The following is a 19,568-nucleotide window of genomic DNA, read 5'->3' on the forward strand; positions in this document are numbered from 1 at the left end:
TGGAGCGCGCCAGCATGCCCGACACGCGGGACCGTACCGCCACGCCCGTCCGCGCGGCGGGCGCCGCCCTGCCCGCCGCACCGGACCTCCTGCGCACGGCACTCGCGGACGCCCGCTCGCCGCGTGTCCCGGAGCTCTCCCCGTACGCTCCGGAGCGCCCGTTCCCGTGGAACGCCCCCGTGGCCGCGAACGTCGGCGAGCCCGGGGCCGCGATCGACCTGGACCGTGTGCTGCGGCTCTCCCTGGCCGCGCCCGCCGGCGCACCGGGCCGGCTGCGCCCCGTTCCCTCGGCGGGCGCCCTGCACCCGGTGCGCGCCCACCTCCTGCTCGGGCCGAAGTGTTCGCTGCCGCCCGGGCGCTACGCATACGACCCGCGCACCCACCGCGCCCACCTGCGCGGCCCGGCCCCCGACGGCGTACCCCCGGGCGCCCTCGTCGTCCTCGCCGTGGCCGCGTCCCGTACCGTCGCCCACTACGGCCACCGGGCCTGGCCGCTGCTGCTCCTCGACACGGGCCATGCCGCCGCCGCCCTCGCACTGGCCGGAGCCGCGACCGCCGGTGTGCTGGTCTCCCTCGACGCGGACGGCTCTCTCCTGTCCGCCGCCGCCGGACTGCCCGACGCCCCGGACTGGCTCAGCACCTGGCCCGGCACCGAGCCGGAACTACCGCTCGCGGCCGTACGGTTGACGCCCCCGGGCGGCTCCTCCGGCACCGAGCCGCCGCTGAACGCCTGGGCCGCGCTGCCCCGCGCCTCGGCCCCGACGCCGCAACCCGGAGCCGACACCACGCCACCCCCTGAACTCGCCGCCGCACGGCACCTGTTGCACCGCATCGCCCAAGCGCCCGGGCGGCCCGGCGGCACCTGGCACCCGGCATCGCGCCCCGGAGAGGTGACCGACGAAGCTCTGGAGGCGCGGCGGAGCGCCCCGCCCGGGGAGCTGAACCGCCCACCCGGCAACGAGCTGCTCGCCCGGATCCTCGCCACGGCCCGGAGCGTGCGGCCGGACGGGCCCTCCTGGACCGTGGCCGCGGGCGGTGCCGCACCGGCCCTGTACGCAGCGGCCCCCGGCGAGCCGGGCCTCGACGTCCGCGCCACGGGCGACGCGCGTCCCACACTCGCCCACTGGGCCGCGGGCCAGCGGTGGCTCGCGACCTCGGGCGCGGTGCTGCTGGCCCACGGCTGCCCCGAGGACGCCTCGCGCGCCACCGTCCGCGGCAGCCACCTCGTCGCCGGATACGCGGCCGGCACGTCCCAGGCGCACGCCACCGCCCTGGGCCTGCGCTCACGCCCCATCGGTTCCTGGCAACAGGCCGACCTGGGTGCCGCCCTCGGCGACACTCCGGGACGCGACTGGATCGTGCACGGCCTCGCGCTCGGCGCACCCGCGACGACACCGGGCATCCCCGCCACGCCTCCAGCCACGTCAGCCCCCACGCCCGCCACCCCACCCACGGCATCCGCCGCCCCGGCGGCCCCGTCCGGCGAGGAAGAACGCCCATGATGCTCCACCCCGAACTCCTGCGCGCCGCGCGCACCGCACGTCGCCCGCTCGGCCTCGCCACCGCACTCCTCGCGGCGGTCACCGCCACCCACCTCGCCCAGGCCGTCCTCCTCGCCCTCGTGCTCTCCCGGATCGCCCGGGGGGAGACGGGCGCCCTCGCCCCGCTGCTCGCGGCCGTGATCGCCGTCGTTCTGGTCCGCGCCGCCCTCGGCCGCGCCCAGCGCCTGACCGCCGTCACCGCCGGTGCCACCGTACGGGTGAGGCTGCGCGACACCCTGCTGGAGCGGCTCGGCGCGCTCGGCCCCACCGCGATCACCGGTGCGCGGGCCGGAGCCGTACGGGCCACGCTGGTGGACGGGGTCGAGGGAGTCGACGCGTACCTCTCGCGCTATCTGCCCCAGCTCCTCATCACCGCCGCCGTACCGCCGCTGCTGCTCGTCGCCGTCGCTCTCGTCGAGCCGTACGCGGCGCTCGCCCTCGGGCCGGCCCTGCTGCTCGCCCTCTTCGGGCCGCGTGCGTGGGACCGATTGCTCGCGCGGCGCGGCAAGGAGCACTGGGACACCTACGAAGCCCTCGCCGCCGACTACCTGGAGGCCCTCCAGGGGATGCCGACGCTGCGCAACGCCGGTGCCGTGGGCCGCGTACGGGAACGGCTGGAGCGCCGGTCGGCCGCCCTGCACCGCAGCACCGTCGCCAAACTGCGGGTCTCGCTCGTCGACACCGGCCTCACCGACCTGGCCGTCCAGGGCGGCACCGTCGCCGCCGTTCTCGTGGCGTGCTCCTCGGCCGCCACCGGCCGCACCGCCGCCACCGGCACCTACCTCCTGCTGCTGCTCGCCTCCGAATGCTACCGCCCCGTCCGCGACCTCTCCCGCGAGTGGCACGCCGGCTACCTCGGGGTGTCGGCGGCCGACGGAATCGCGGCCCTGCGGACCGCCGAGGCCGCCGTCCCGGACCGGGGCACCGTGACCGCCGCCTGGGAGAGCGCGCCCGAAATCCGTTTGCAGAACGTGCACTTCACCCACCCGGGCGGTGCCCGGCCAGCCCTCGACGGCGTGTCCTTCACCGCCCCGGCCGGGCGCACCACCGCCGTCGTCGGCCCGTCCGGAGCGGGCAAGTCGACCGTGCTGAGCCTCCTGCTGCGGCAACGGGACCCGGACGGCGGGCGCGTCACCGTGGCCGGGACGGACACCGCCGCGTACACCCTCGCCTCGCTCCGGCGGGGCATCGCCGTGGTGTCGCAGGAGACCTACCTCTTCCACGCCACGATCGCGGAGAACCTCCGTATCGCCCGCCCCGCCGCCACGGACGAACAACTGCGCGCCGCCGCCCGTACCGCCGGGATCGACGAGGAGATCGCCCGGCTCCCGGACGGATACGCCACCCTCGTCGGCGAACGCGGCGCCACGCTCTCCGGCGGACAGCGCCAACGGCTCGCCCTGGCACGGGCGTTGCTCGCCGACGCCCCGGTCCTGGTCCTGGACGAGGCCACCAGTGCCGTCGACGAACGCGGCCAGGCCCGGATCGTCCGGGCGCTGGCGTCGGCCGGCCGCGGCCGCACCTGCGTCGTCGTCGCCCACCGGCTCGACGCCGTCCGCCACGCCGACCACATCGTCGTTCTGGACGCGGGCCGAGTGGCCGCGGCGGGCGACCACACCACCCTGCTCGCGGGCGGCGGCGTCTACGCCTCGCTCGTCGCGGCCGGACACACCGCACAGGAAGAACGCGCCGCATGACCCCGACCCCGCGCACGACCCAGGACCCTGCCCAGACCCCGGACCCGGACCCGGACCCGGACCGGGCTCAGTCCCCTGCGCCGCCCACGACTGCCCCGCCCACGGCCCAGGACCCGGACTCGGCCCCGACCGGTGCCCTGCGCTCTCTCCTCCCGGTCCTCGGCGCGCACCGCGCCACCGTGCTCCGCACCTGCCTGGCCGCCCTCGTCGACCAGGCCGCCCTGGTGGCCCTGATCACCCTCGCCGCGTACACGGTGGGCACCGCTGTCATCGAGCACCGCCCGCCCGCCCCCGGGACCGTCGCCGTCCTGACCGGGCTCGTCCTCCTCCGGGCGCTGGCCACCTGGCGCGAGATGGACCTCTCGCACGACCTCGCCTACCGGGTCCTGGCCGAGTTGCGCGTCCGGGTCTTCGACGGACTGGCCCGCAGCGCCCCCGCCCGGATCGCGGGCCGGCGCAGCGGCGACCTCGCGGCCACCGCGCTCGGGGACGTCGAGGCGCTGGAATTCTTCTACGCCCACGCCATCGCCCAACTCCTCGCCTCCGGTGTGGTCTTCGCGGTGTCGGCGGCCGTGCTGGCGACCCTCGGTCCCTGGCTGCTGCTCGCCGTCGTACCCGCCGCGCTGCTCCTGATCTGGTCCCCGCTGATCGAGGCGCGCGGTCGGGCCGAACGCGGACATCGCACCCGGAGCGCGCTCGCCGAACTGTCGTCGGAGACCGTGGAGAGCGTCGACGGACTCCGCGAGCTCCTGATGACGGGGTCGCTCAACCGCAGGCGGGCGCGGCTCCGGGCCGCCGGGCGGCGGCTCGCCCGCGCCCAGCGTGCCGAACAGTCGTGGGAGACCGGTGCGGGCGCGGCCCGCGACCTGCTGGTCGTCGCCGCCGTCATCGGGGTCGTGGCGGCCGCCGCCGACGCCGCGTCCGCCGGACGGCTCGACGGGGCGTGGGCCCCGGCCGCCATGGCGCTCGCCCTGGGTGCACTGGCCCCGGTCGCCGAATCGGCGGCCGCGCTCGGCCGGGCGGGTGGCCTGCGCGCCGCCGCGGCCCGGGTCCGGGCCGCCGTGCACGCCCCGGCCGGGGCCCCTGCCGCCACCGCGCCCCGCCCCGTCCCGCCGGGCCCGCTCGGCCTGCGGCTGCGCGGCGTACGGTTCGGCTACGGGGGAGAGGCCGTGCTGGACGGCGTCGACCTCACCGTCCGGCCGGGGGAGACCGTGGCGCTCGTCGGAGCGTCCGGGGCCGGCAAGTCGACCTGCGCCCACCTCCTGGCCCGCTACTGGGACCCCGCCGAGGGCGTCGTGGAGCTCGTGCCCCTCGCCCCCGCCCACCCCGTCGACCTGCGGGACCTCGCCGAGGACGACCTGCGCGCCGCCATGTCCGTGGTGGGGCAGGAGGCCCCGCTCTTCCACGGCACGCTCGCCGAGAACCTCCGCCTGGGCGCGCCCGACGCGACGGCGGACGAGCTGGACGCGGTGGCCCGGATCTGCGGCGTCGACACCGTCGCCGCCACGTTGCCCGACGGACTGGACACCGCGGTCGGCGAGCGCGGCGCGACGCTCTCCGGCGGCCAGCGCGCCCGGGTGGCCCTGGCCCGGGGGCTGCTGAGCGGCCCGCGCGTCCTCGTCCTGGACGAGACGACCGCCCACCTGGACCACCGTGGTGACGCGGAACTGGCCCGGGCGCTCGCGGCCGACTCCGCCACCCGGGCGACCCTGGTGATCGCCCATCGCCCGGCCACCGTGCGCAGGGCCGACCGGATCGCGGTTCTGGACGGCGGGCGCATCGTCGAAGAGGGCACCTGGGACGAGCTGATCCGGGCCGACGGCCCCCTCACCCGCCTCTTCGCCCGCGAACAGCCGGCCGTCGGCAAGGAGACGGCAGCCCACGAGCAGACGATCGCCGACAAGGAGACGGCAGCCCGCGGGGGGACGACCGCCGGCAAGGAGACATCGGCCCCCCACTCGACGGCGCCCCGCCCGGAAACCGAGCCCGCCCCCTGAGCAGGGCCGCGCACGGAGCCCGCCCCCTCGGCGGCGCCGCGCACGGCCCTCAGGGAATCGGCTGTTCCGCCCAGATGATCTTCCCACGCGGCGTGTAGCGCGTGCCCCACCGATGGGCGAGCTGCGCGACGAGGAACAGCCCGCGCCCTCCCTCGTCCGTCGTCCTGGCGTGCCGCAGCCGCGGCGAGGTGTTGCTGGCGTCGGACACCTCGCAGGTCAGTGCGGCCTGGAACAGAAGCCGCAGCCGCACCGGCCCGGAGGCGTACCGGATCGCGTTGGTCACCAGCTCGCTGACGATCAGCTCCGTCGTCATCGACAGCTCCTCCAGCCCCCACGCCTCCAGCTGGCGCGAGACCTTGGCCCGGGCCTCCCCGACCGCCGCGGGGTCCACGGGGACCTCCCACGAGACCAGGTGCTCCGGACTCAGGACGTGCGTCCGGGCGAGGAGCAGCGCGATGTCGTCCGGCTGGGGGACGGGCAGCAGTTCCTTGACCACCGCCGGGCACAGGTCCTCCAGCGGCAGTCCGCCCCGGGACACCTCCCGGCCCAGCCGCTCCATGCCGCTCTCGACGTCCTTGTCGGTCCCCTCGATGAGCCCGTCGGTGTAGAGACCGAGGAGGCTCCCTTCGGGCAGGACCATCTCCAGCGACTCGAAGGGCAGCCCGCCGAGCCCGAGCGGCGGCCCGGAGGGAAGGTCCGGGAAGGTGACCGCCCCGTCCGGCGTGACGACCACCGGCGGGGGGTGGCCCGCCCGCGCCATGGTGCAGCAACCGCTCGTCGGATCGTAGACGGCGTACAGACAGGTCGCCCCCACCACCGTCGAGCCACCCCGCTCCGACGGGCCCCCCGTGCGCTCCTCCTCGCTCAGCCGCAGTACGAGGTCGTCCAGACGGGCCAGCAACTCGTCCGGCGGCAGATCCATGTCGGCCAGTGTCTGTACGGCGGTACGCAGCCGGCCCATGGTCGCGGCGGCCCCGATGCCGTGCCCGACGACATCGCCGATGACCAGGCCGACCCGGGCACCGGACAGCGGGATCACGTCGAACCAGTCCCCGCCGACCCCGTCCTTCGCGTCCGCCGGGAGGTACGACCACGCCACGTCCAGCGCCGTCCCGCCGCGCAGTGTCTGCGGCAGCAGGCTCCGCTGGAGCACCAGCGCCGCGGTGTGCTCCCGGGTGTAGCGGCGGGCGTTGTCCACGCACACGGCGGCCCGTGCCACGAGCTCCCGGGCGGGCGCCACGTCGTCCTCGTCGAACGGCACCGGATTCTGGGACCGCATGAAGGTGGTCAGGCCCAGCACGGTGTCGCGGGCCCGCATCGGTACGGAGATCAACGAGTGCAGCCCGAACTCCCGGATCCGGGCGGCCCGCTCCGGCTGCTCCACCGTCCATCCGTGGCTGCCCGGGTCGAGCACCGGCAGCAGAACGGGGGCGCCCGAGAGCAGGAAATCCGCGTCGTGCGGCGGCGGCACGAAGTCCACCGCCTCACCGACCCGGACGACCGCCTCCGGGCAGCCCTCCCGCACCGAGCTCATGCCCGCCCGGCGCATGGCCGGCCGCTCGCCCTCGGCCGGTGTGGCCGACCCGGGCCGGTCACCGCCGAACGGGGTCTCCAGCAGGTCGACGAAGACGAAGTCCGCGAACCGGGGTACCGCGAAGTCGGCGAGTTCCTGCGCCGTGCGCTGTACGTCCAGGGTGGAGCCGATGCTCGCCCCGGCCTCGTTGACCAGCGCGAGCAGCCGACGCGCGTTCCACCGGTCGGTGACGTCGCGGACCAGGTAGCCGATGCCGATCCGCCGGTCCTGGGCGTCCGCCAGCGGGAAGAACGAGCTGGCGTACGCCCGTCGGCGGTGCGGATCGGCCCAGCTCCAGCCCAGGTACTCGTAATCCGTGACCGCCTCGCCCGTCGACAGGACCTGCCGCATCAGCCGCTCGATGGGCGCCGCCAGCGCACGGGGCAGCACATCGGCCGGCCGGCGCCCCAGACGCTGTTCCCGCGGCACACCGCCGAACCGCTCCAGGGTGTCGTTCAGCCAGAGATAGCGAAGACCGGGGTCGAGCACGGCCATCCCGACCGGGGACCGGGCCATGAAGTCGTCCAGCACGGACCCGGTCATCGTCCAGTGCGGAGTGAGCTCCCGCCCGGACGCCAGGAAGACCTCCCGCCCGGCGATCCGGAACGAGGCGGTGACCCGCACATCGATGTCCAGGGACCGGCCGTCCCGGCCCCGCAGGGAGACCAGCCCGCTCCACGCCGACCCGGTCCGGCAGCGCGCGGCCACCGCGGCGGTCCGGCGCGGGTCGGGCGGGCCGGTCAGCAGGCGGGCGGCCGACCGGCCGACCACCTCGGCCGCCGGATACCCGAGCAGCGCCTCGGCCCCGCGGGTCCAGCCGATGACCGTGCCGTCCCCGGCGAGCACCGCGGCCGCGTCGTCGGCCATCAGAGCCGGTCCCCGCCCGTCCCCGGAGGGCAGCGGGCCGGGCTCCGCCGGGAAGCCCTCATCGGCGGATGCCATTGCACCTCACCACCCTCTGTAGGTTTCCATGGTCGCGCGTCGCCCCGGACCGCGCCCGGCGCGGCGTGCGGGGTACGCGCGCGAGCCGTCCCCCGTTCGGCGGCGTGACGGAGCGGGACATGCCCGCGTTGGTGGGATGACAAGCGGTTGCTCGTCCCCCTGCCCCCGCGCTGGACCCGTGTGGGTGGACGGCTCCGGCCCCGGCACGAGGGCGGCCGGAGCCGTTTCCATGCCCGGGGTCAGAAGCGGAAGCAGATCTCGCGCTCCCGCAGCCACGCGCCCAGCCAGTCGGTGGACGGCAAGGTGACGCACCACCTGCGGGCGGGCGGCGGCTCGGCCCCGGGCGCCGGGGGTGTGGGCGACACCGGCGGGGACGGCTGCGCGGAGGGCGTGAGCGTCGGGGACGGGGCCGCGCCGGTCGGCGTCGGGACCGGGGCCGTCGGCGACGGCGACGGCGGGGGAGTCATCGTCGGGCTGGGGGACGGCGCGGCGGGCGCGGCCATCTCCGACATCATCGTCCGGAACACCTCCGAGGACCGCGGATTGCTCCGGCACTGCCAGACACCGTGCGGGCAGTAGTCCGTGACCGTCTGGTAGAGCGGCTCGTGCCGGTCGATCCACTCCAGCATGCGCCGCATGTACTCGGGGTTGTCGCCGTTGCGGAAGAGCCCCCACTCCGGGAACGAGATGGGCTTGCCGCGCTCCGCGGCGAAGTCGACGTGCTTCTGGAGCCCGTACGGGTCGGTGATCTGGTCGTCGAAGGTCTCGCCGGGAGGCTGGTCGTAGGAGTCCATCCCGATGATGTCGACGACGTCGTCGCCCGGATAGCACTCGGTCCACGGAACCGCGTCCCGCCCGCGGCTCGGGGTGAAGTCGAAGCGGAACTCCTGACCGGGCACCGCGCGCATCGCCGTGACGATCCGCTCCCAATAGGCCTTCCAGGACGTGGGGTCGGGGCCGCACCGGTGCGTGTACGTGGTGCCGTTCATCTCCCAGCCGAGCACGATCACGGTGTCCGGCACACCCAGCTCCACCAGGCGCTCCGCCAGCCGGGTGAAGTGCTGGTCGTAGTCGCCCGCCGCACCCGCCCGGAGCAGGGTGCGGACCTCGTCGTCCGGGACCCGCTCCTCGTTGCGCTCCAGCATCGGTACGTTCAGGACGAACATCCGGTCCGGGTCCGCCCGTCTCCATTCCGCCCAGGCGTCGAGGAAATCGGGGGAGCCCTCGATGTTGACCCACAGATCGCCCGGCAGATACGTGTGCCCCACCCGCAGCTCCGCCCCGCCGAGCCAGCGCGAGAACTCGGCCATCCGGCTGACCCCGTCGGGCCCGTAGTCCAGATACGCCCCGTGCGCCGTAGCACTTCCCGCCCTCGGCCCACCGGGTGCCGCGCCGTCGACGGAATCGGTGCCCGGAGGCGACTGACCCGCGATACCGCCGCCCGCCAGAAGGCTCAGAGCAAGCGCCGCGATGCACGAAACGAAGAGACGGCGCTTGGCCGGCATTGCTCCTCCTGGCTGCGATGAATTCCGGCCCGTCCGGCCCGGTGGGAAGAGAGTTTCATCATCATGCCCCGGCGGCATGCGGAGGGAGTCCATTTATCGTATTCGGCGTTGCGGGCGTGCCGTTCAGGTGAATGTGGGGCCGAACGTGAATGGCAGCGAGCCGACGCGGTTGTCGAAATTCGAATCGACCAGCCCCGGGTCCCCGAGATTCCGCATGACGGGACGCCGGTCGATCAGTTCCCGGAACAGGGCCGTCATCTCCAGGCGGGCCAGATGCGCTCCCAGGCAGTGGTGCGGGCCCCCGCCGCCGTATCCCAGATGGGGATTGGGTGAGCGAGTGATGTCGAAGCGATCCGGATGGGTGAAAACCGCCTCGTCGCGATTGGCGGACGCGTAAATGAGTGCGACTTTCTCGCCGGGGAGGAATGTGCGGCCGCCCAGCGCGAATTCGGCCGTGACGGTCCTGCGGAACTGGATGATCGGAGTCGAATGCCGCACGATCTCGTCGACGGCCCCGTCGATGTACCGGTCGAAGTCGGACCGCAGCAGCTCCCGCTGCTCCGGATGCCGGTCGAGCAGGAACAGCCCGTGCGCGATGGCGTTGCGCGTCGTCTCCACCCCGGCCACCAGCAGCAGCGAGAAGAAGGCCCCCAACTGCCGCCCGGACAGGGCCTCGCCGTCGATGTCCGCGCAGACGAGCGCCGAGACGAGGTCGTCCCCGGGACGACGACGGCGCTCCGCCGCGAGGCGCCCCATGCCCCACTGCATGCGGGCCAGCGACGCCAGCCCTCGCCCGGGGATCCGGATCCGGGCGCGGCCCCGCCGCTCGACGCCGACATGCTCCGACGCGTGGTCGATCTGCTCGGCGATCCGCGCCCGGTACGCCTGCGGGATGCCCATCAGGTCGCAGATCACCTCCAGCGGCAGCCGCGAGGCCGCCGACGGCACGAAGTCCCCGGGCCGCTCGGCGATCAGCTCGTCCACCAGCCGCCCGGCGAGCCGCTCGACGTTCTGCTCGACACCCGCCAGCAGCCGGGGGGTGAACCGCCGCGAGATGATCCGGCGCAGCGCCGCGTGCTCGGACCCGTCCATATTGACCATCGAGTTCCCGAACAGCGCCTTCGCCCAGGCGGCCGGTTCCGGGGTGGTGACCCCGGGAGCGCTCGCGAACACCGCGGGCGTACGGCTCGCGGTCCGCACGTCGGCATGGCGCACCAGGGCGTGGAACGGCTTTCCGGCCGTACGCGCGGTCCCGGGCCGGGGCGTGAACAGCACCGGGGTCTCCAGCTCCCGCAGCAACGCGAAGGCCCGCAGCCGCTCGGGGCGCGGCAGCCGCCAGAACGCCGGGTCGGCCAGATCGACGTCCGCCGCGCGCAGCACACGGCCCCCGGACGGCTGATACGGAACGGTCATGCCCACCACCTCCACGGTTCGCCAGGCCATGTTCCGGTCCGCCGGCCACGGGAGCCCCCGCGACGCGTCCCACCGCCGCCGATCGCCCCGCACCCTCACGCGTTTGCCGGAACGCGACCGCCGCGTGTGCGCCGTACGCCGCACGCACGAGAACTGTTTCGCCACCGCCTCGTTGTCAACATCGCCACCAGAAGCACCTCGGACGAGTTAACGAGAGGCAGGTAGTCATCTCATGAGCCCCACCCCCGCGAAACCGGGCGGCACCCGCATTCCCTCCCGCCGGACCGTCCTGCGCGGAGCCTTCACCGCCGCCGTGGTCACGGGCACCGCCGGCGCCCTGCTCCCGCTGCTCGACCGCGACCCGGCCGCCGCGGCCCGGCCCGAACCGGCGCCCGGGCCCGGCTCCGGATCCCGTGCCACGACGGAGGAGTTCGCCGAGATGTACCGGGGCCGGGAGATCCGGGGGACGGCGACCGTCGTCGTCCCCGCGGGCGCCCCGGCCGGCGACCGGGCCGCGGTCGCCGCCGAACCGGTCACCGAGATCCGTATCGACGGCAGGCCGCTCCACGTCATGAGGCGGGCGGACGGCACCTATCTGAGCGACGTCCGGCACTACGAGTCGTATCCGACGCTGCTGGAGACGGCCCGTGCCGCCGTCGACGAACTCGGCACCGCCCGTCTCGCACCGCCCGCCGCGCACCACATGTGAACCAGGAGGACCAGCACCGGTGTACACCCGCAAGAACCAGCGCGACCTCACGCGCACCGAGAAGCGCCGGCTCATCGACGCGATCCTGAAACTGAAGCGCTCGGGCCGCTACGACGACTTCGTCGTCATGCACCGGGAGTACTACGTCATGGACACCGAACGCCGCCCCCGCCCGGCGCACATGACGTCCTCGTTCTTCCCCTGGCACCGCCAGTACCTGCTGGAGTTCGAGAAGGCGCTCCAGCGCTTCGACGCCGGCGTCAGCGTCCCCTACTGGGACTGGACCCAGGACAACAGGACGACCTCCTCGCTCTGGGCGGAGGACTTCCTCGGCGGCAACGGCAGGCCCGGCGACCGCCGGGTCACCACCGGCCCGTTCGCCTACGCGGAAGGCAACTGGAGCGTCGGCAGGGGCGTCACCGACGAGCACTACCTCACCCGCAACTTCGGCAGGCCGGGCAGCGCCCCGGTATCCCTGCCCACCCGGAACGACCTGGCGCGGGCCCTGAAGGACCCCGTCTACGACACCGCGCCCTGGAACAGCGTCAGCACCGAGGGCTTCCGCAACCGCGTCGAGGGATGGGGCATCCGGGGCGTACGCGCGGTCGGCCTGCACAACCGGGTCCACCAGTGGGTCGGCGGACCGATGGCGGGCGCGGCCTCCCCCGAGGACCCGGTGTTCTGGCTCCACCACTCCTTCATCGACCTGCTCTGGGACCGCTGGCGCAAGGCCCATCCCAAGTCCGCCTACCTGCCGGGCCGGAAACCCGCCTCGCCCGGCCCGGACCGCGACTACGTCTTCGGCCTCGACGAGGCGATGCCCCCCTGGGGCGTGACCCCGAGGAAACTCCTCGACCACGGCAAGATCTACCGCTACGCCTGAGGGCGGACGGAGGAACGGCCGGTCCCCTCCGCACGGAGGGGACCGGCCGTTCCGGAACCGCGGGAGATCAGCGGCCGTAGCCGTAGTCCCCGCCGTTGTCGTGGCCGCCGGAGACGTTGGCGCAGGTGTTTCCGAAGGCCGGGTTCAGCAGGCCGATCACGTTGATCGTGTTGCCGCAGAGGTTCACCGGGACGTGCACGGGAACCTGGACGACGTTGCCCGAACCGACCCCGGGGGAGCCGGCGGCGAGGCCCTGCGCGCCGGCGTCCGCGGACGCCATGCCGGCGCCGCCGGCGATCAGGGCGCCGGTGCCGGCCATCACAGCGGCGACCTTCGTCATACGAGACATGGAGAACTCCTTGTAAAGAAGGGGGTTGTGCTGCGGACACGAGGCCCGCACCCCCTGACAACGCGAGAGACGCCGGACGGTAACGGATCTGCTCATAGGTGATATCTCCGACGCCGCCGTCCGGCGTACGCCCGGCGTGTCAGCGTCCGATCACCGGCAGCCCCGACAGCCGCTCGTGCCAGTCCCGCGCCGCCGGGAACCGGGCCTTCACGGTCTCCGCCGCCCGCTCCCGCACCGCCACCTGCGACTCGCGCAGCCGCAGCAGCGGCTCCAGACCCGGCCGGGCCAGCAGCAGCCGCTGATTGACCACCGGCACCGGCCCCCAGTGGTTCTTGTAGCTCTCCGCGCCGCGCAGCAGGCTCAGCACCGCGCGCCCGCCGTCCGAGGCCTGCTGGGCAACCTCGCGCAGCAGCATCGTCGACACATCGACCCTCCGTTCGCGCAGCGCCGGATCCGCCCCGTACAGATAGCCACCCGTCAACCGCCCGGACTGCAACGACAGGTTGGACGCCACCACCTCGCCGTTCAGCCGGAACTCGGTCATGGCCGCCGTGCCGTCCCCCACCATCCGCCCCACCGACCGGATCAGATGGTCCGAGAACCGCGCCCGCAGATGCTCGGGGTTGACCGTCCGGCCCTCCCACTGCCGCTCGTGCAGCCGCAGCAGCGTGCCGATCGCGGCCGGCACCCCGTCCTGGGGGACCCGGTGCGTCTCGATGCCCAGGGCGTCGACCTTGCGCAGTTTGGAGCGCAGCCGCTGGCCCCGCGAGCCCGTCAGCCGGGCCACGCGGTCGTCCAGCGGCTCGGCCGGCAGTTCCATGCACGTCGAGTCCGTGAGCCGGCTCCGGGCCCCCGGCCACCGCCCGAACAGCAACTGCGCCGAGGCGTCGGGACGGACCTCCCGCAGGTCCACCACGGTGTGCCGGGCGGCCCGGTCCAGACCGCGCCCCAGCGCCCCCACCGCGTACCCGGCCTCCTCCTGGTCCAGGAGGATGTCGAAGAAGTCGGAGACGGCCCCGCCCATGGGGACGAGCAGCGGCATCGGACGGTGCACCAGCATCAGCGGGGCCGCCCCGATCAGCCGCCCGGCCCGCCGGACCAGGAGTACCCGAAGCCGGCCCTCCTGACCGTAGGAGATCCACCACGAGTGCAGCCAGGCGTGGCTCTGGAACGGGGTCGGGGTGGCGCAGCGGCGGTGCAGCGCATCCCATTCACCGGCCAGCGCGCCGAACTCCCGGAAGTCCCGGCACAGCGTCACGGCCAGGCCGCCCGTCCGGTGCGCCGTCATCGGACGAGCTCCCGGTCGTCCTGCGCGACGCCGTCCCCGGCCGCCGGACCGGGCACCTGGGCCGCGACGTTCCAGTCCTCCCGACGGGGACGCACCAGCAGGACCAGCCCGCCCAGCAGACCGCCCGCCGCCGCCCCCACGGCGGCGCCCAGCGGCACCGACGGCGAGACCGGCTGGTCCGGCGTCATCGCATGGGTGAACTTGATCAGCTTGACCCCGGTGTCCTTGGAGACGTGTCCGCTGCTCACGATGACGGCCTCGATGACCGCGTTGGCGATATCGGCCGCCCTGTGGCGGTCCGAGGACGTCCCCGTCACCGCGATCATCGGCGAGTCGGGGGAGGTCTCCGACGTGACGTGGGACCGCAGTTCGCGCACCGGCTCGCCCGCCGCGCCCTGCGCGTACGAGAGGGTCGCGTCGCTCGTCGTCAGCCGCCCGTACGACTGGGCGTACCCCAGCGCCGCCGCGGGGTCCGTGTCCCCTTCCGCGACCGCCATCGCATAACTGGTGGCCTCGTACTGCGGGGTGGCGAGCGCGCCGTACGAGAGCCCGGAGGCGGTCCCGATCAGCACGCTGACGGGCAGCGGCCACCAGTGCGGCAGCCGGGCGAGGGCGGTGCGCAGCCGACGGACGACGACGCGTCGCCGCTGCTGCTCGGGTGAGTCGGTCATGAATGGGCTCTCCGGTTCGGTGGGGCGGTGTCGAGGGCGTACGCGTACACGTCCATCAGGCGCTCGCTGCTGCGCCGGATGTCGTAGTGGCCGACGGCCCGGGGCGGCGGGCGGCGGTCCGGGCGGGCCTGTATCCGCTGCCGCAGCCGGTCCGTCAGCTCCTCGGGGCTCCCGGCGATCCGGGTCGCCCCCGGGGCGTGGGCGGCGGGCAGGTCGTCGATGGCGGGGCAGGCGTCGTGGAGCACCGGGAGTCCGGCGGCGAGCGCCTCCACGGCGGCCAGTCCGAAGGACTCCTCGCGGGACGTGGAGACGAAGACGTCCAGGGCACTCAGCAGCGCCGGAACACCCGGGACCGGCCCTTCCCCGTCCTCGTCGCACTCCCCGAGGAACCGGATCCGGTCCACGGCCCCCAGGCGCAGGGCCAGCGCCCGCAGCGCCCCGGCCTCCGGCCCGTCCCCGGCCAGCAGCAACCGGGCCTCCGGCAGGGCGGCGACCGCGCGGATCAGCACGTCGAACCGCTTGCCCGGCACCAGCCGGCCGACCCCGCCGACCACGAACGCCTCCTCGGGGATGCCCAGGGCAGCCCGCACGGATGCTCGCCGCTCCCCGTCGAAGCGGAACCGGTCCGCGTCGATGCCGTTGGGCACCAGCCGGATCCGGTCGGCGGGCACCCCCCAGTCCCGCAGCCGCCCGGCCACCGTGGACGAGACGGCGACGGTCGCCGCGCCGAGCCGTTCGGTGGAGAGGTAGAGGGCGCGGATGGACCGGGTGAGCGGCCGGCCCTCGATCTCGGCCCGCCCCAGGGAGTGCTCGGTCGCCACGGTGGCCCGCGTCCCGGCCAGGCGCGCCGCGATCCTCCCGTACACACAGGCCCGGTAGAGGTGCGTGTGGACCAGGTCGTAGCGGCCGTCCCGGATCAGCCGGGCGAGCCGCCCCACGGCCGACAGGTCCCGGTTGCCGCGCATTCCCAGGTGAGTCACCCGGATCCCGTCGGACCGCAGCTCCTCGGCCACCGCCCCCGGGTTGGTGAGCGTCACCACATCGCACTCCACCGGCAGATGGCGCAGCAGCAGCCGCAACTGCCGCTCGGCGCCGCCGACCCCGAGGCCGGTGATGACGTGCAGCGCCCTCACCGCGGACCCCCCGCCCGCACCGGCACGGCGCTCCGGGAACCCGCACCCGGCCCGGCCACCTGCCGCAGCCCGTGCCGCAGGTCCTTCGCCCACAGCCGCACCCCCCGGTCCGCCTGGCTGATGTGGGTACGGGGCAGGGCGAACCGGCTGAGCAGGGGACCGGGCGTCAGCGCGCACGCGTAGCCGTAACCCGCCTGGCGCGCGGCCCGGGTGACCCGGCGGTCGAGAAAGCCGTACGGGTAGCAGAAGCCCTCCGGGAGCGAGCCGGTGAGATCACGGATCAACTCCCGGCTGCCGGCGGTCTCGCGGCGCAGCTCCTCGTCCGGCAGCGCCGTCAGGTCCTGGTGGTACAGCCCGTGCGAGCCGACCTCCATGCCCTCGGCGGCGACCCGACGGATGTCGTCGTGGCTGAGGAGCGGCTTGCGCGGGCCCAGCGGGTCCCACTCGTTGACCCCGCCCGGCCGGCCCGGCAGCACGAACACCGTCGCCCGGCAGCCGTGCTTGCGCAGCACCGGCAGCGCCTCGTCGAGGAAGTCCGCGTACCCGTCGTCGAAGGTCAGCCCCACCAGCCCGCGCCGCCCCGATGCCCCCGCGCGCAGCAGCTCCGACACGCCCACCCCCGTCAGCCGCCGGCTGCGCAGCCAGGACAACTGCTCGTCGAGGCGTTCGGGGGAGACCGTGATGCCGTACGGGTCGTCGCTCGGGTCCGTCACCGAGTGGTACGTGAGGATCCACGGCTGACGGCGGGTGTGCGGGCGGAGCCGGGACGAGGGAGCGTCGGCGCAATGTGCCGAGGATTCAGCGGCCATCAAGGAACCTCCGTCGGGTGAGTGCCAGCAGGGAGACGACCTCGGGCGAGCGCAGGGCGAGGCCGGTCAGGAAGAACACGGCGGGGACGAGAAGACACCCGGCGGCCAGGCTCAGCACCGAATCGGCGACGAGCGGGGCGCACGCCCAGCCCGCCGCGCCCGCCGCCAGCGACGCCCCGGCGAGCCGGCCCAGCGAGAGCGCCACGTCCCGGGCCCTGATCGGCACCACCCGGGTGCCGAGGCCCATCAGGAGCAGCAGGGCCGTGGAGCTGATGCCGATCGCGTTGGCGGTCGCGATGCCGTCCACGCCGAAGCGGTACGTCAGCGCGTAACCGGCCCCCATCGTGACCAGCAGCCCGGTCCCCATCGCGAACGCCGGGAACCAGGTGGGCCGCCCGGACGAGAAGAACGGCCGGCTCAGCGCGCCGACCAGACAGTGCCCCAGCAGCCCCAGCGCGTAGACCCGCATGACCTGGGCGGTCGACGCGGTGTCGGCGGCGTCGAACGCGCCGCGCTGGAAGAGCACTTCGACGATCTGGGGCGCGTATCCGAGGACGACCGCCGTGCCGAGCAGCACCACCAGCCCGGCCAGACCGAGGTCCCGCTCGACCCGCCGCCGGGCCTTCTCGTGCTCCCCGGCGGCCATGGCCTGCGCGACGACCGGGAAGGTCACCGTGCAGATCATCAGCGACAGCACCATCGGCATCTGCGCGACCTTCTGCGCGTAGTTCAGATGCGAGATCGCCCCGGCGGGCAGGGTGGAGGCCAGGAACCGCTCCACCAGCACCTGGGACTGACGGCTCACCACGAACACGACCACCGGGGCCAGCACCGCGAACCCCAGCAGCGGAGCACTCCGCGCCGCCCGCCGTCCCGGCCGCCGGAACCGGGGCAGGCGCGGCCGGGTGAGCGGTACCAGCCGCAGGAACACGGGGAGCTGGGTGAGGATCATCAGCGCGCTGCCCACCGCGACCCCCGCCGCCGCCGCCCGTACCCCCCACGCCGCGTGCAGGGCCAGCGTCATCCCGATGATGCCGAGGTTGTACGCGACATAGACCCCGGCGGGCGGCAGGAAGCTGCCGTGCGCGCGCAGCGCGGCGCTGAAGTAGCCGGTGATTCCGAAGGTGAGGACGGTGACCGCGGTCAGCCGGGTGCAGTCCACCGCGAGACGGGGATCGGCGAGCCCCGGCGCGAGGATGCCCACCACCCACGGCGCCCCGGCGACGAGCAGCGCCGCGCCCCCGGAGAGCAGGAGGAACAGCCGGGGGAGCGTGGCCGCCACCAGATCGCGTACGGGGTCGGCGCCCTCCTCCGTCCGGCCCGAGGCACGACGGGTGAGGGCGAGGCTGAACGCCGGGACGAGAAGCAGCGCCATCCCGTCCTCGATCAGCAGCGTCGCCGCCATCTCGGGCACGGTCCAGGCGATCAGGAACGCGTCGCTGGCGTCGCTGGCCCCGAAGTACCGGGCGATGGCCTGGTCCCGCACCAGACCGAGGACGGCCGCCAGCACGGTCAGCACCGCCGTGCCCGCCGCCGCCCGGGCCAGGAAGGCCCCGAGCCGGGGCGCCTCGCCGCTCGCCGCCCCGGGTGAGCCGGGCCCTTCCGGACCCGCCCCCGGTGCGGGGAGCAGCGGCGAGCGCGGGCCCCCTGCCGCGTCCGCCGGGCGCGCCCCGGCCTCCGTGCCCGTACCGGACTCGCTCATGCGGCGCTCACCCGGTCCGGCTCGGCCAGCGCCCACCAGGCGGCCAGCCCCAGCACGACACCGCTGAGCACCGTGGTGGGCCCGCCGATGTCCGCGTACAGGAAGTTGACGCTCTGCCAGGTCATCAGGGCGACCGCCACCAGACCGCAGTCCCGTGCCGCGTGCGGGCGCGAACGGGCGAGCCACAGCCGGCGGAACGCGCCGACCAGGATCGCCGCCCAGCTCCCGACGAGTGCGGTCAGCCCGATGAGCCCCTGCTCGCCGAGGACGAGGAGATACATGTTGTGCGGGGAGAGGAGGGCCTGGCGGCGGAACTCCTGGCCCGCCCCGGCGGTGTCGCTGCCCGACGAGAGCCCGATCGAGGCGTGCCCGTCGCGGTGGTCGGGAAAGCCCTTGAGACCGACCCCCGCGACCGGCTGCTCGCGCCACATCGCGCCCGTCGCACTCCACATCGCGTAGCGGTCGCTGACCGACCGGTCCGGGGTGCTGGTCACCCGGGTCACGCTCGCGGCCCGGTCCGCGATCATCTCGGAGCCGATGCCGAACCCGCCGACCAGTACCACGGCCGCCGCGCCGAGGACGGCCAGCGAGGTCAGCGCCTGCCGCCGCCCGCTCAGCGCCAGGGCGACGAGCACCGCGGCGGCCGTGGCGATCCACACGCCCCGGCTGAACGACAGCGTCAGCGGCACGATCAGCGCGACGGCGAGCACGGCGGCGGACGGTCGCAGCCAGGCCGGGGCGCTCCCGGGCGTGCGCAGGGCGCAGGCCGCCGCGGCGAGCAGTCCGTAGGCGACGACGGTCGCCATGCCCATGATGTCGCTGGGTCCGAAGGTGCCGACCGCCCGGATGTCCTCGCCCAGGTATGAGGCGCCGGTCCCGGTGACGTACTGATGGACGCCCGTGACGCCCTGGACGACCGCCAGGAGGACCAGCGAACCGGCGACGACCCGGAAGCCGAACGCGTCCCTGAGCAGCAGGAACACCGCCGTCGGCACCAGGACGAAGACCTGGAGGTAGCGCCCGAGCCCGGGCAGCGCGGCTGCCGGGTCCGCCGCCGTCACCGTGGCCACCGCGAAGCCCACCGCGGGCAGCCCCAGGACGAGCGCGGCGCGGGCGCTCAGCGGCCGCTGCCGGAGATACAGCAGCCGCCCCACACACACCAGCACCGCGATCGCCGAGGCCACATCGGCCGGGCCGCCCCCGCCGGACGTCCCGTACGGGAGGGCGGGCAGCAGAACGGTCGCGACCAGCGGCAGCAGCGGCCAACGGCCACGCCAGGCGGACCGGGGGGAGCGGGCGGCGGCGCGCGGCCCGGCCGCCGGTGACGGCACGGGCGGGGTCAGGACGGCGCTCATG

The 19,568-nt window shown here is 74.7% G+C and carries 15 protein-coding genes; 5 read left to right on the plus strand and 10 right to left on the minus strand.

Annotated features, from left to right (window positions below):
* The first annotated feature begins 14 nt into the window (after positions 1–14).
* The 3 genes from IE145_RS18000 to IE145_RS18010 are packed head-to-tail and all read left to right on the plus strand — an operon-like array spanning position 15 to position 5,235.
* Positions 15–1,502, plus strand: a complete 1,488-nt coding sequence (locus IE145_RS18000) for a nitroreductase family protein (protein WP_229825626.1) — start codon at positions 15–17, stop codon at positions 1,500–1,502.
* Complete coding sequence (locus IE145_RS18005; protein WP_189526129.1) at positions 1,499–3,238, plus strand: ABC transporter ATP-binding protein/permease; 1,740 nt, start codon at positions 1,499–1,501, stop codon at positions 3,236–3,238. The genes IE145_RS18000 and IE145_RS18005 overlap by 4 nt, the downstream gene beginning before the upstream one ends.
* On the plus strand, positions 3,235–5,235 hold the full coding sequence (locus IE145_RS18010; RefSeq protein ID WP_229825627.1) for an ABC transporter ATP-binding protein: 2,001 nt from the start codon (positions 3,235–3,237) through the stop codon (positions 5,233–5,235). The genes IE145_RS18005 and IE145_RS18010 overlap by 4 nt, the downstream gene beginning before the upstream one ends.
* A 49-nt stretch (positions 5,236–5,284) precedes the next feature.
* Here IE145_RS18010 and IE145_RS18015 read toward each other — a convergent pair whose 3' ends face one another.
* From IE145_RS18015 to IE145_RS18025, 3 genes are all read right to left on the minus strand, one after another.
* Positions 5,285–7,750 carry a SpoIIE family protein phosphatase gene (locus tag IE145_RS18015; protein ID WP_189526131.1) on the minus strand — a complete coding sequence of 822 codons (2,466 nt, stop codon included), beginning with the start codon at positions 7,748–7,750 and terminating at the stop codon, positions 5,285–5,287.
* Positions 7,751–7,989: 239 nt separating this feature from the next.
* A complete protein-coding gene (locus IE145_RS18020) occupies positions 7,990–9,255 on the minus strand; it encodes a glycoside hydrolase family 26 protein (protein ID WP_189526133.1) in 1,266 nt (421 codons plus the stop codon).
* Positions 9,256–9,378: 123 nt separating this feature from the next.
* Positions 9,379–10,668, minus strand: a complete 1,290-nt coding sequence (locus IE145_RS18025) for a cytochrome P450 (protein WP_189526134.1) — start codon at positions 10,666–10,668, stop codon at positions 9,379–9,381.
* A gap of 232 nt (positions 10,669–10,900) precedes the next feature.
* On the opposite strand from IE145_RS18025, the gene IE145_RS18030 reads away from it, so the two are divergent.
* A complete protein-coding gene (locus tag IE145_RS18030; RefSeq protein WP_189526136.1) occupies positions 10,901–11,377 on the plus strand; it encodes a tyrosinase family oxidase copper chaperone in 477 nt (158 codons plus the stop codon).
* A 19-nt stretch (positions 11,378–11,396) separates the two neighbouring features.
* The gene (locus tag IE145_RS18035) at positions 11,397–12,260 is read left to right on the plus strand and encodes a tyrosinase family protein (RefSeq protein WP_189526138.1); all 864 of its coding nucleotides are present in this window, start codon (positions 11,397–11,399) and stop codon (positions 12,258–12,260) included.
* A 67-nt stretch (positions 12,261–12,327) separates the two neighbouring features.
* Here the strand turns inward: IE145_RS18035 and IE145_RS18040 are convergent, their stop codons facing one another.
* The 7 genes from IE145_RS18040 to IE145_RS18070 form a co-directional block, all read right to left on the minus strand.
* Positions 12,328–12,609, minus strand: a complete 282-nt coding sequence (locus IE145_RS18040; protein WP_189526140.1) for a chaplin — start codon at positions 12,607–12,609, stop codon at positions 12,328–12,330.
* 139 nt (positions 12,610–12,748) lie between these two features.
* Positions 12,749–13,897 (minus strand): GNAT family N-acetyltransferase, encoded by a 1,149-nt coding sequence (locus IE145_RS18045; protein ID WP_189526141.1) that lies wholly within the window; start codon positions 13,895–13,897, stop codon positions 12,749–12,751.
* Positions 13,894–14,568, minus strand: coding sequence for a YveK family protein (locus IE145_RS18050; RefSeq protein WP_189526143.1), 675 nt, complete (start codon positions 14,566–14,568; stop codon positions 13,894–13,896). Before IE145_RS18050 ends, IE145_RS18045 begins: the two co-directional genes overlap by 4 nt.
* Positions 14,565–15,701: a glycosyltransferase gene (locus IE145_RS18055; RefSeq protein WP_189526145.1), complete on the minus strand. Its 1,137-nt coding sequence runs from the start codon at positions 15,699–15,701 to the stop codon at positions 14,565–14,567. Before IE145_RS18055 ends, IE145_RS18050 begins: the two co-directional genes overlap by 4 nt.
* Positions 15,698–16,510, minus strand: coding sequence for a polysaccharide deacetylase family protein (locus IE145_RS18060; protein WP_189526147.1), 813 nt, complete (start codon positions 16,508–16,510; stop codon positions 15,698–15,700). The genes IE145_RS18055 and IE145_RS18060 overlap by 4 nt, the downstream gene beginning before the upstream one ends.
* Positions 16,500–18,212 carry a murein biosynthesis integral membrane protein MurJ gene (gene murJ, locus IE145_RS18065; RefSeq protein ID WP_189526150.1) on the minus strand — a complete coding sequence of 571 codons (1,713 nt, stop codon included), beginning with the start codon at positions 18,210–18,212 and terminating at the stop codon, positions 16,500–16,502. The genes IE145_RS18060 and murJ overlap by 11 nt, the downstream gene beginning before the upstream one ends.
* Positions 18,209–19,567 carry an O-antigen ligase family protein gene (locus IE145_RS18070; protein ID WP_189526152.1) on the minus strand — a complete coding sequence of 453 codons (1,359 nt, stop codon included), beginning with the start codon at positions 19,565–19,567 and terminating at the stop codon, positions 18,209–18,211. The genes murJ and IE145_RS18070 overlap by 4 nt, the downstream gene beginning before the upstream one ends.
* Position 19,568 lies beyond the last annotated feature (1 nt).

The organism is Streptomyces sindenensis (genome assembly GCF_014649035.1).
GTDB classification, from domain to species: domain Bacteria; phylum Actinomycetota; class Actinomycetes; order Streptomycetales; family Streptomycetaceae; genus Streptomyces; species Streptomyces sindenensis.

Excerpts from the sequence above, each read along its gene's own strand:
- IE145_RS18000 (WP_229825626.1), top strand. The coding sequence starts at position 15 with ATGCCCGACACGCGGGACCGTACCGCCACGCCCGTCCGCGCGGCGGGC.
- IE145_RS18005 (WP_189526129.1), top strand. The coding sequence starts at position 1,499 with ATGATGCTCCACCCCGAACTCCTGCGCGCCGCGCGCACCGCACGTCGC.
- IE145_RS18010 (WP_229825627.1), top strand. The coding sequence starts at position 3,235 with ATGACCCCGACCCCGCGCACGACCCAGGACCCTGCCCAGACCCCGGAC.
- IE145_RS18015 (WP_189526131.1), bottom strand. The coding sequence starts at position 7,750 with ATGGCATCCGCCGATGAGGGCTTCCCGGCGGAGCCCGGCCCGCTGCCC.
- IE145_RS18020 (WP_189526133.1), bottom strand. The coding sequence starts at position 9,255 with ATGCCGGCCAAGCGCCGTCTCTTCGTTTCGTGCATCGCGGCGCTTGCT.
- IE145_RS18025 (WP_189526134.1), bottom strand. The coding sequence starts at position 10,668 with ATGACCGTTCCGTATCAGCCGTCCGGGGGCCGTGTGCTGCGCGCGGCG.
- IE145_RS18030 (WP_189526136.1), top strand. The coding sequence starts at position 10,901 with ATGAGCCCCACCCCCGCGAAACCGGGCGGCACCCGCATTCCCTCCCGC.
- IE145_RS18040 (WP_189526140.1), bottom strand. The coding sequence starts at position 12,609 with ATGTCTCGTATGACGAAGGTCGCCGCTGTGATGGCCGGCACCGGCGCC.
- IE145_RS18045 (WP_189526141.1), bottom strand. The coding sequence starts at position 13,897 with ATGACGGCGCACCGGACGGGCGGCCTGGCCGTGACGCTGTGCCGGGAC.
- IE145_RS18050 (WP_189526143.1), bottom strand. The coding sequence starts at position 14,568 with ATGACCGACTCACCCGAGCAGCAGCGGCGACGCGTCGTCGTCCGTCGG.
- IE145_RS18060 (WP_189526147.1), bottom strand. The coding sequence starts at position 16,510 with ATGGCCGCTGAATCCTCGGCACATTGCGCCGACGCTCCCTCGTCCCGG.
- murJ (WP_189526150.1), bottom strand. The coding sequence starts at position 18,212 with ATGAGCGAGTCCGGTACGGGCACGGAGGCCGGGGCGCGCCCGGCGGAC.
- IE145_RS18070 (WP_189526152.1), bottom strand. The coding sequence starts at position 19,567 with ATGAGCGCCGTCCTGACCCCGCCCGTGCCGTCACCGGCGGCCGGGCCG.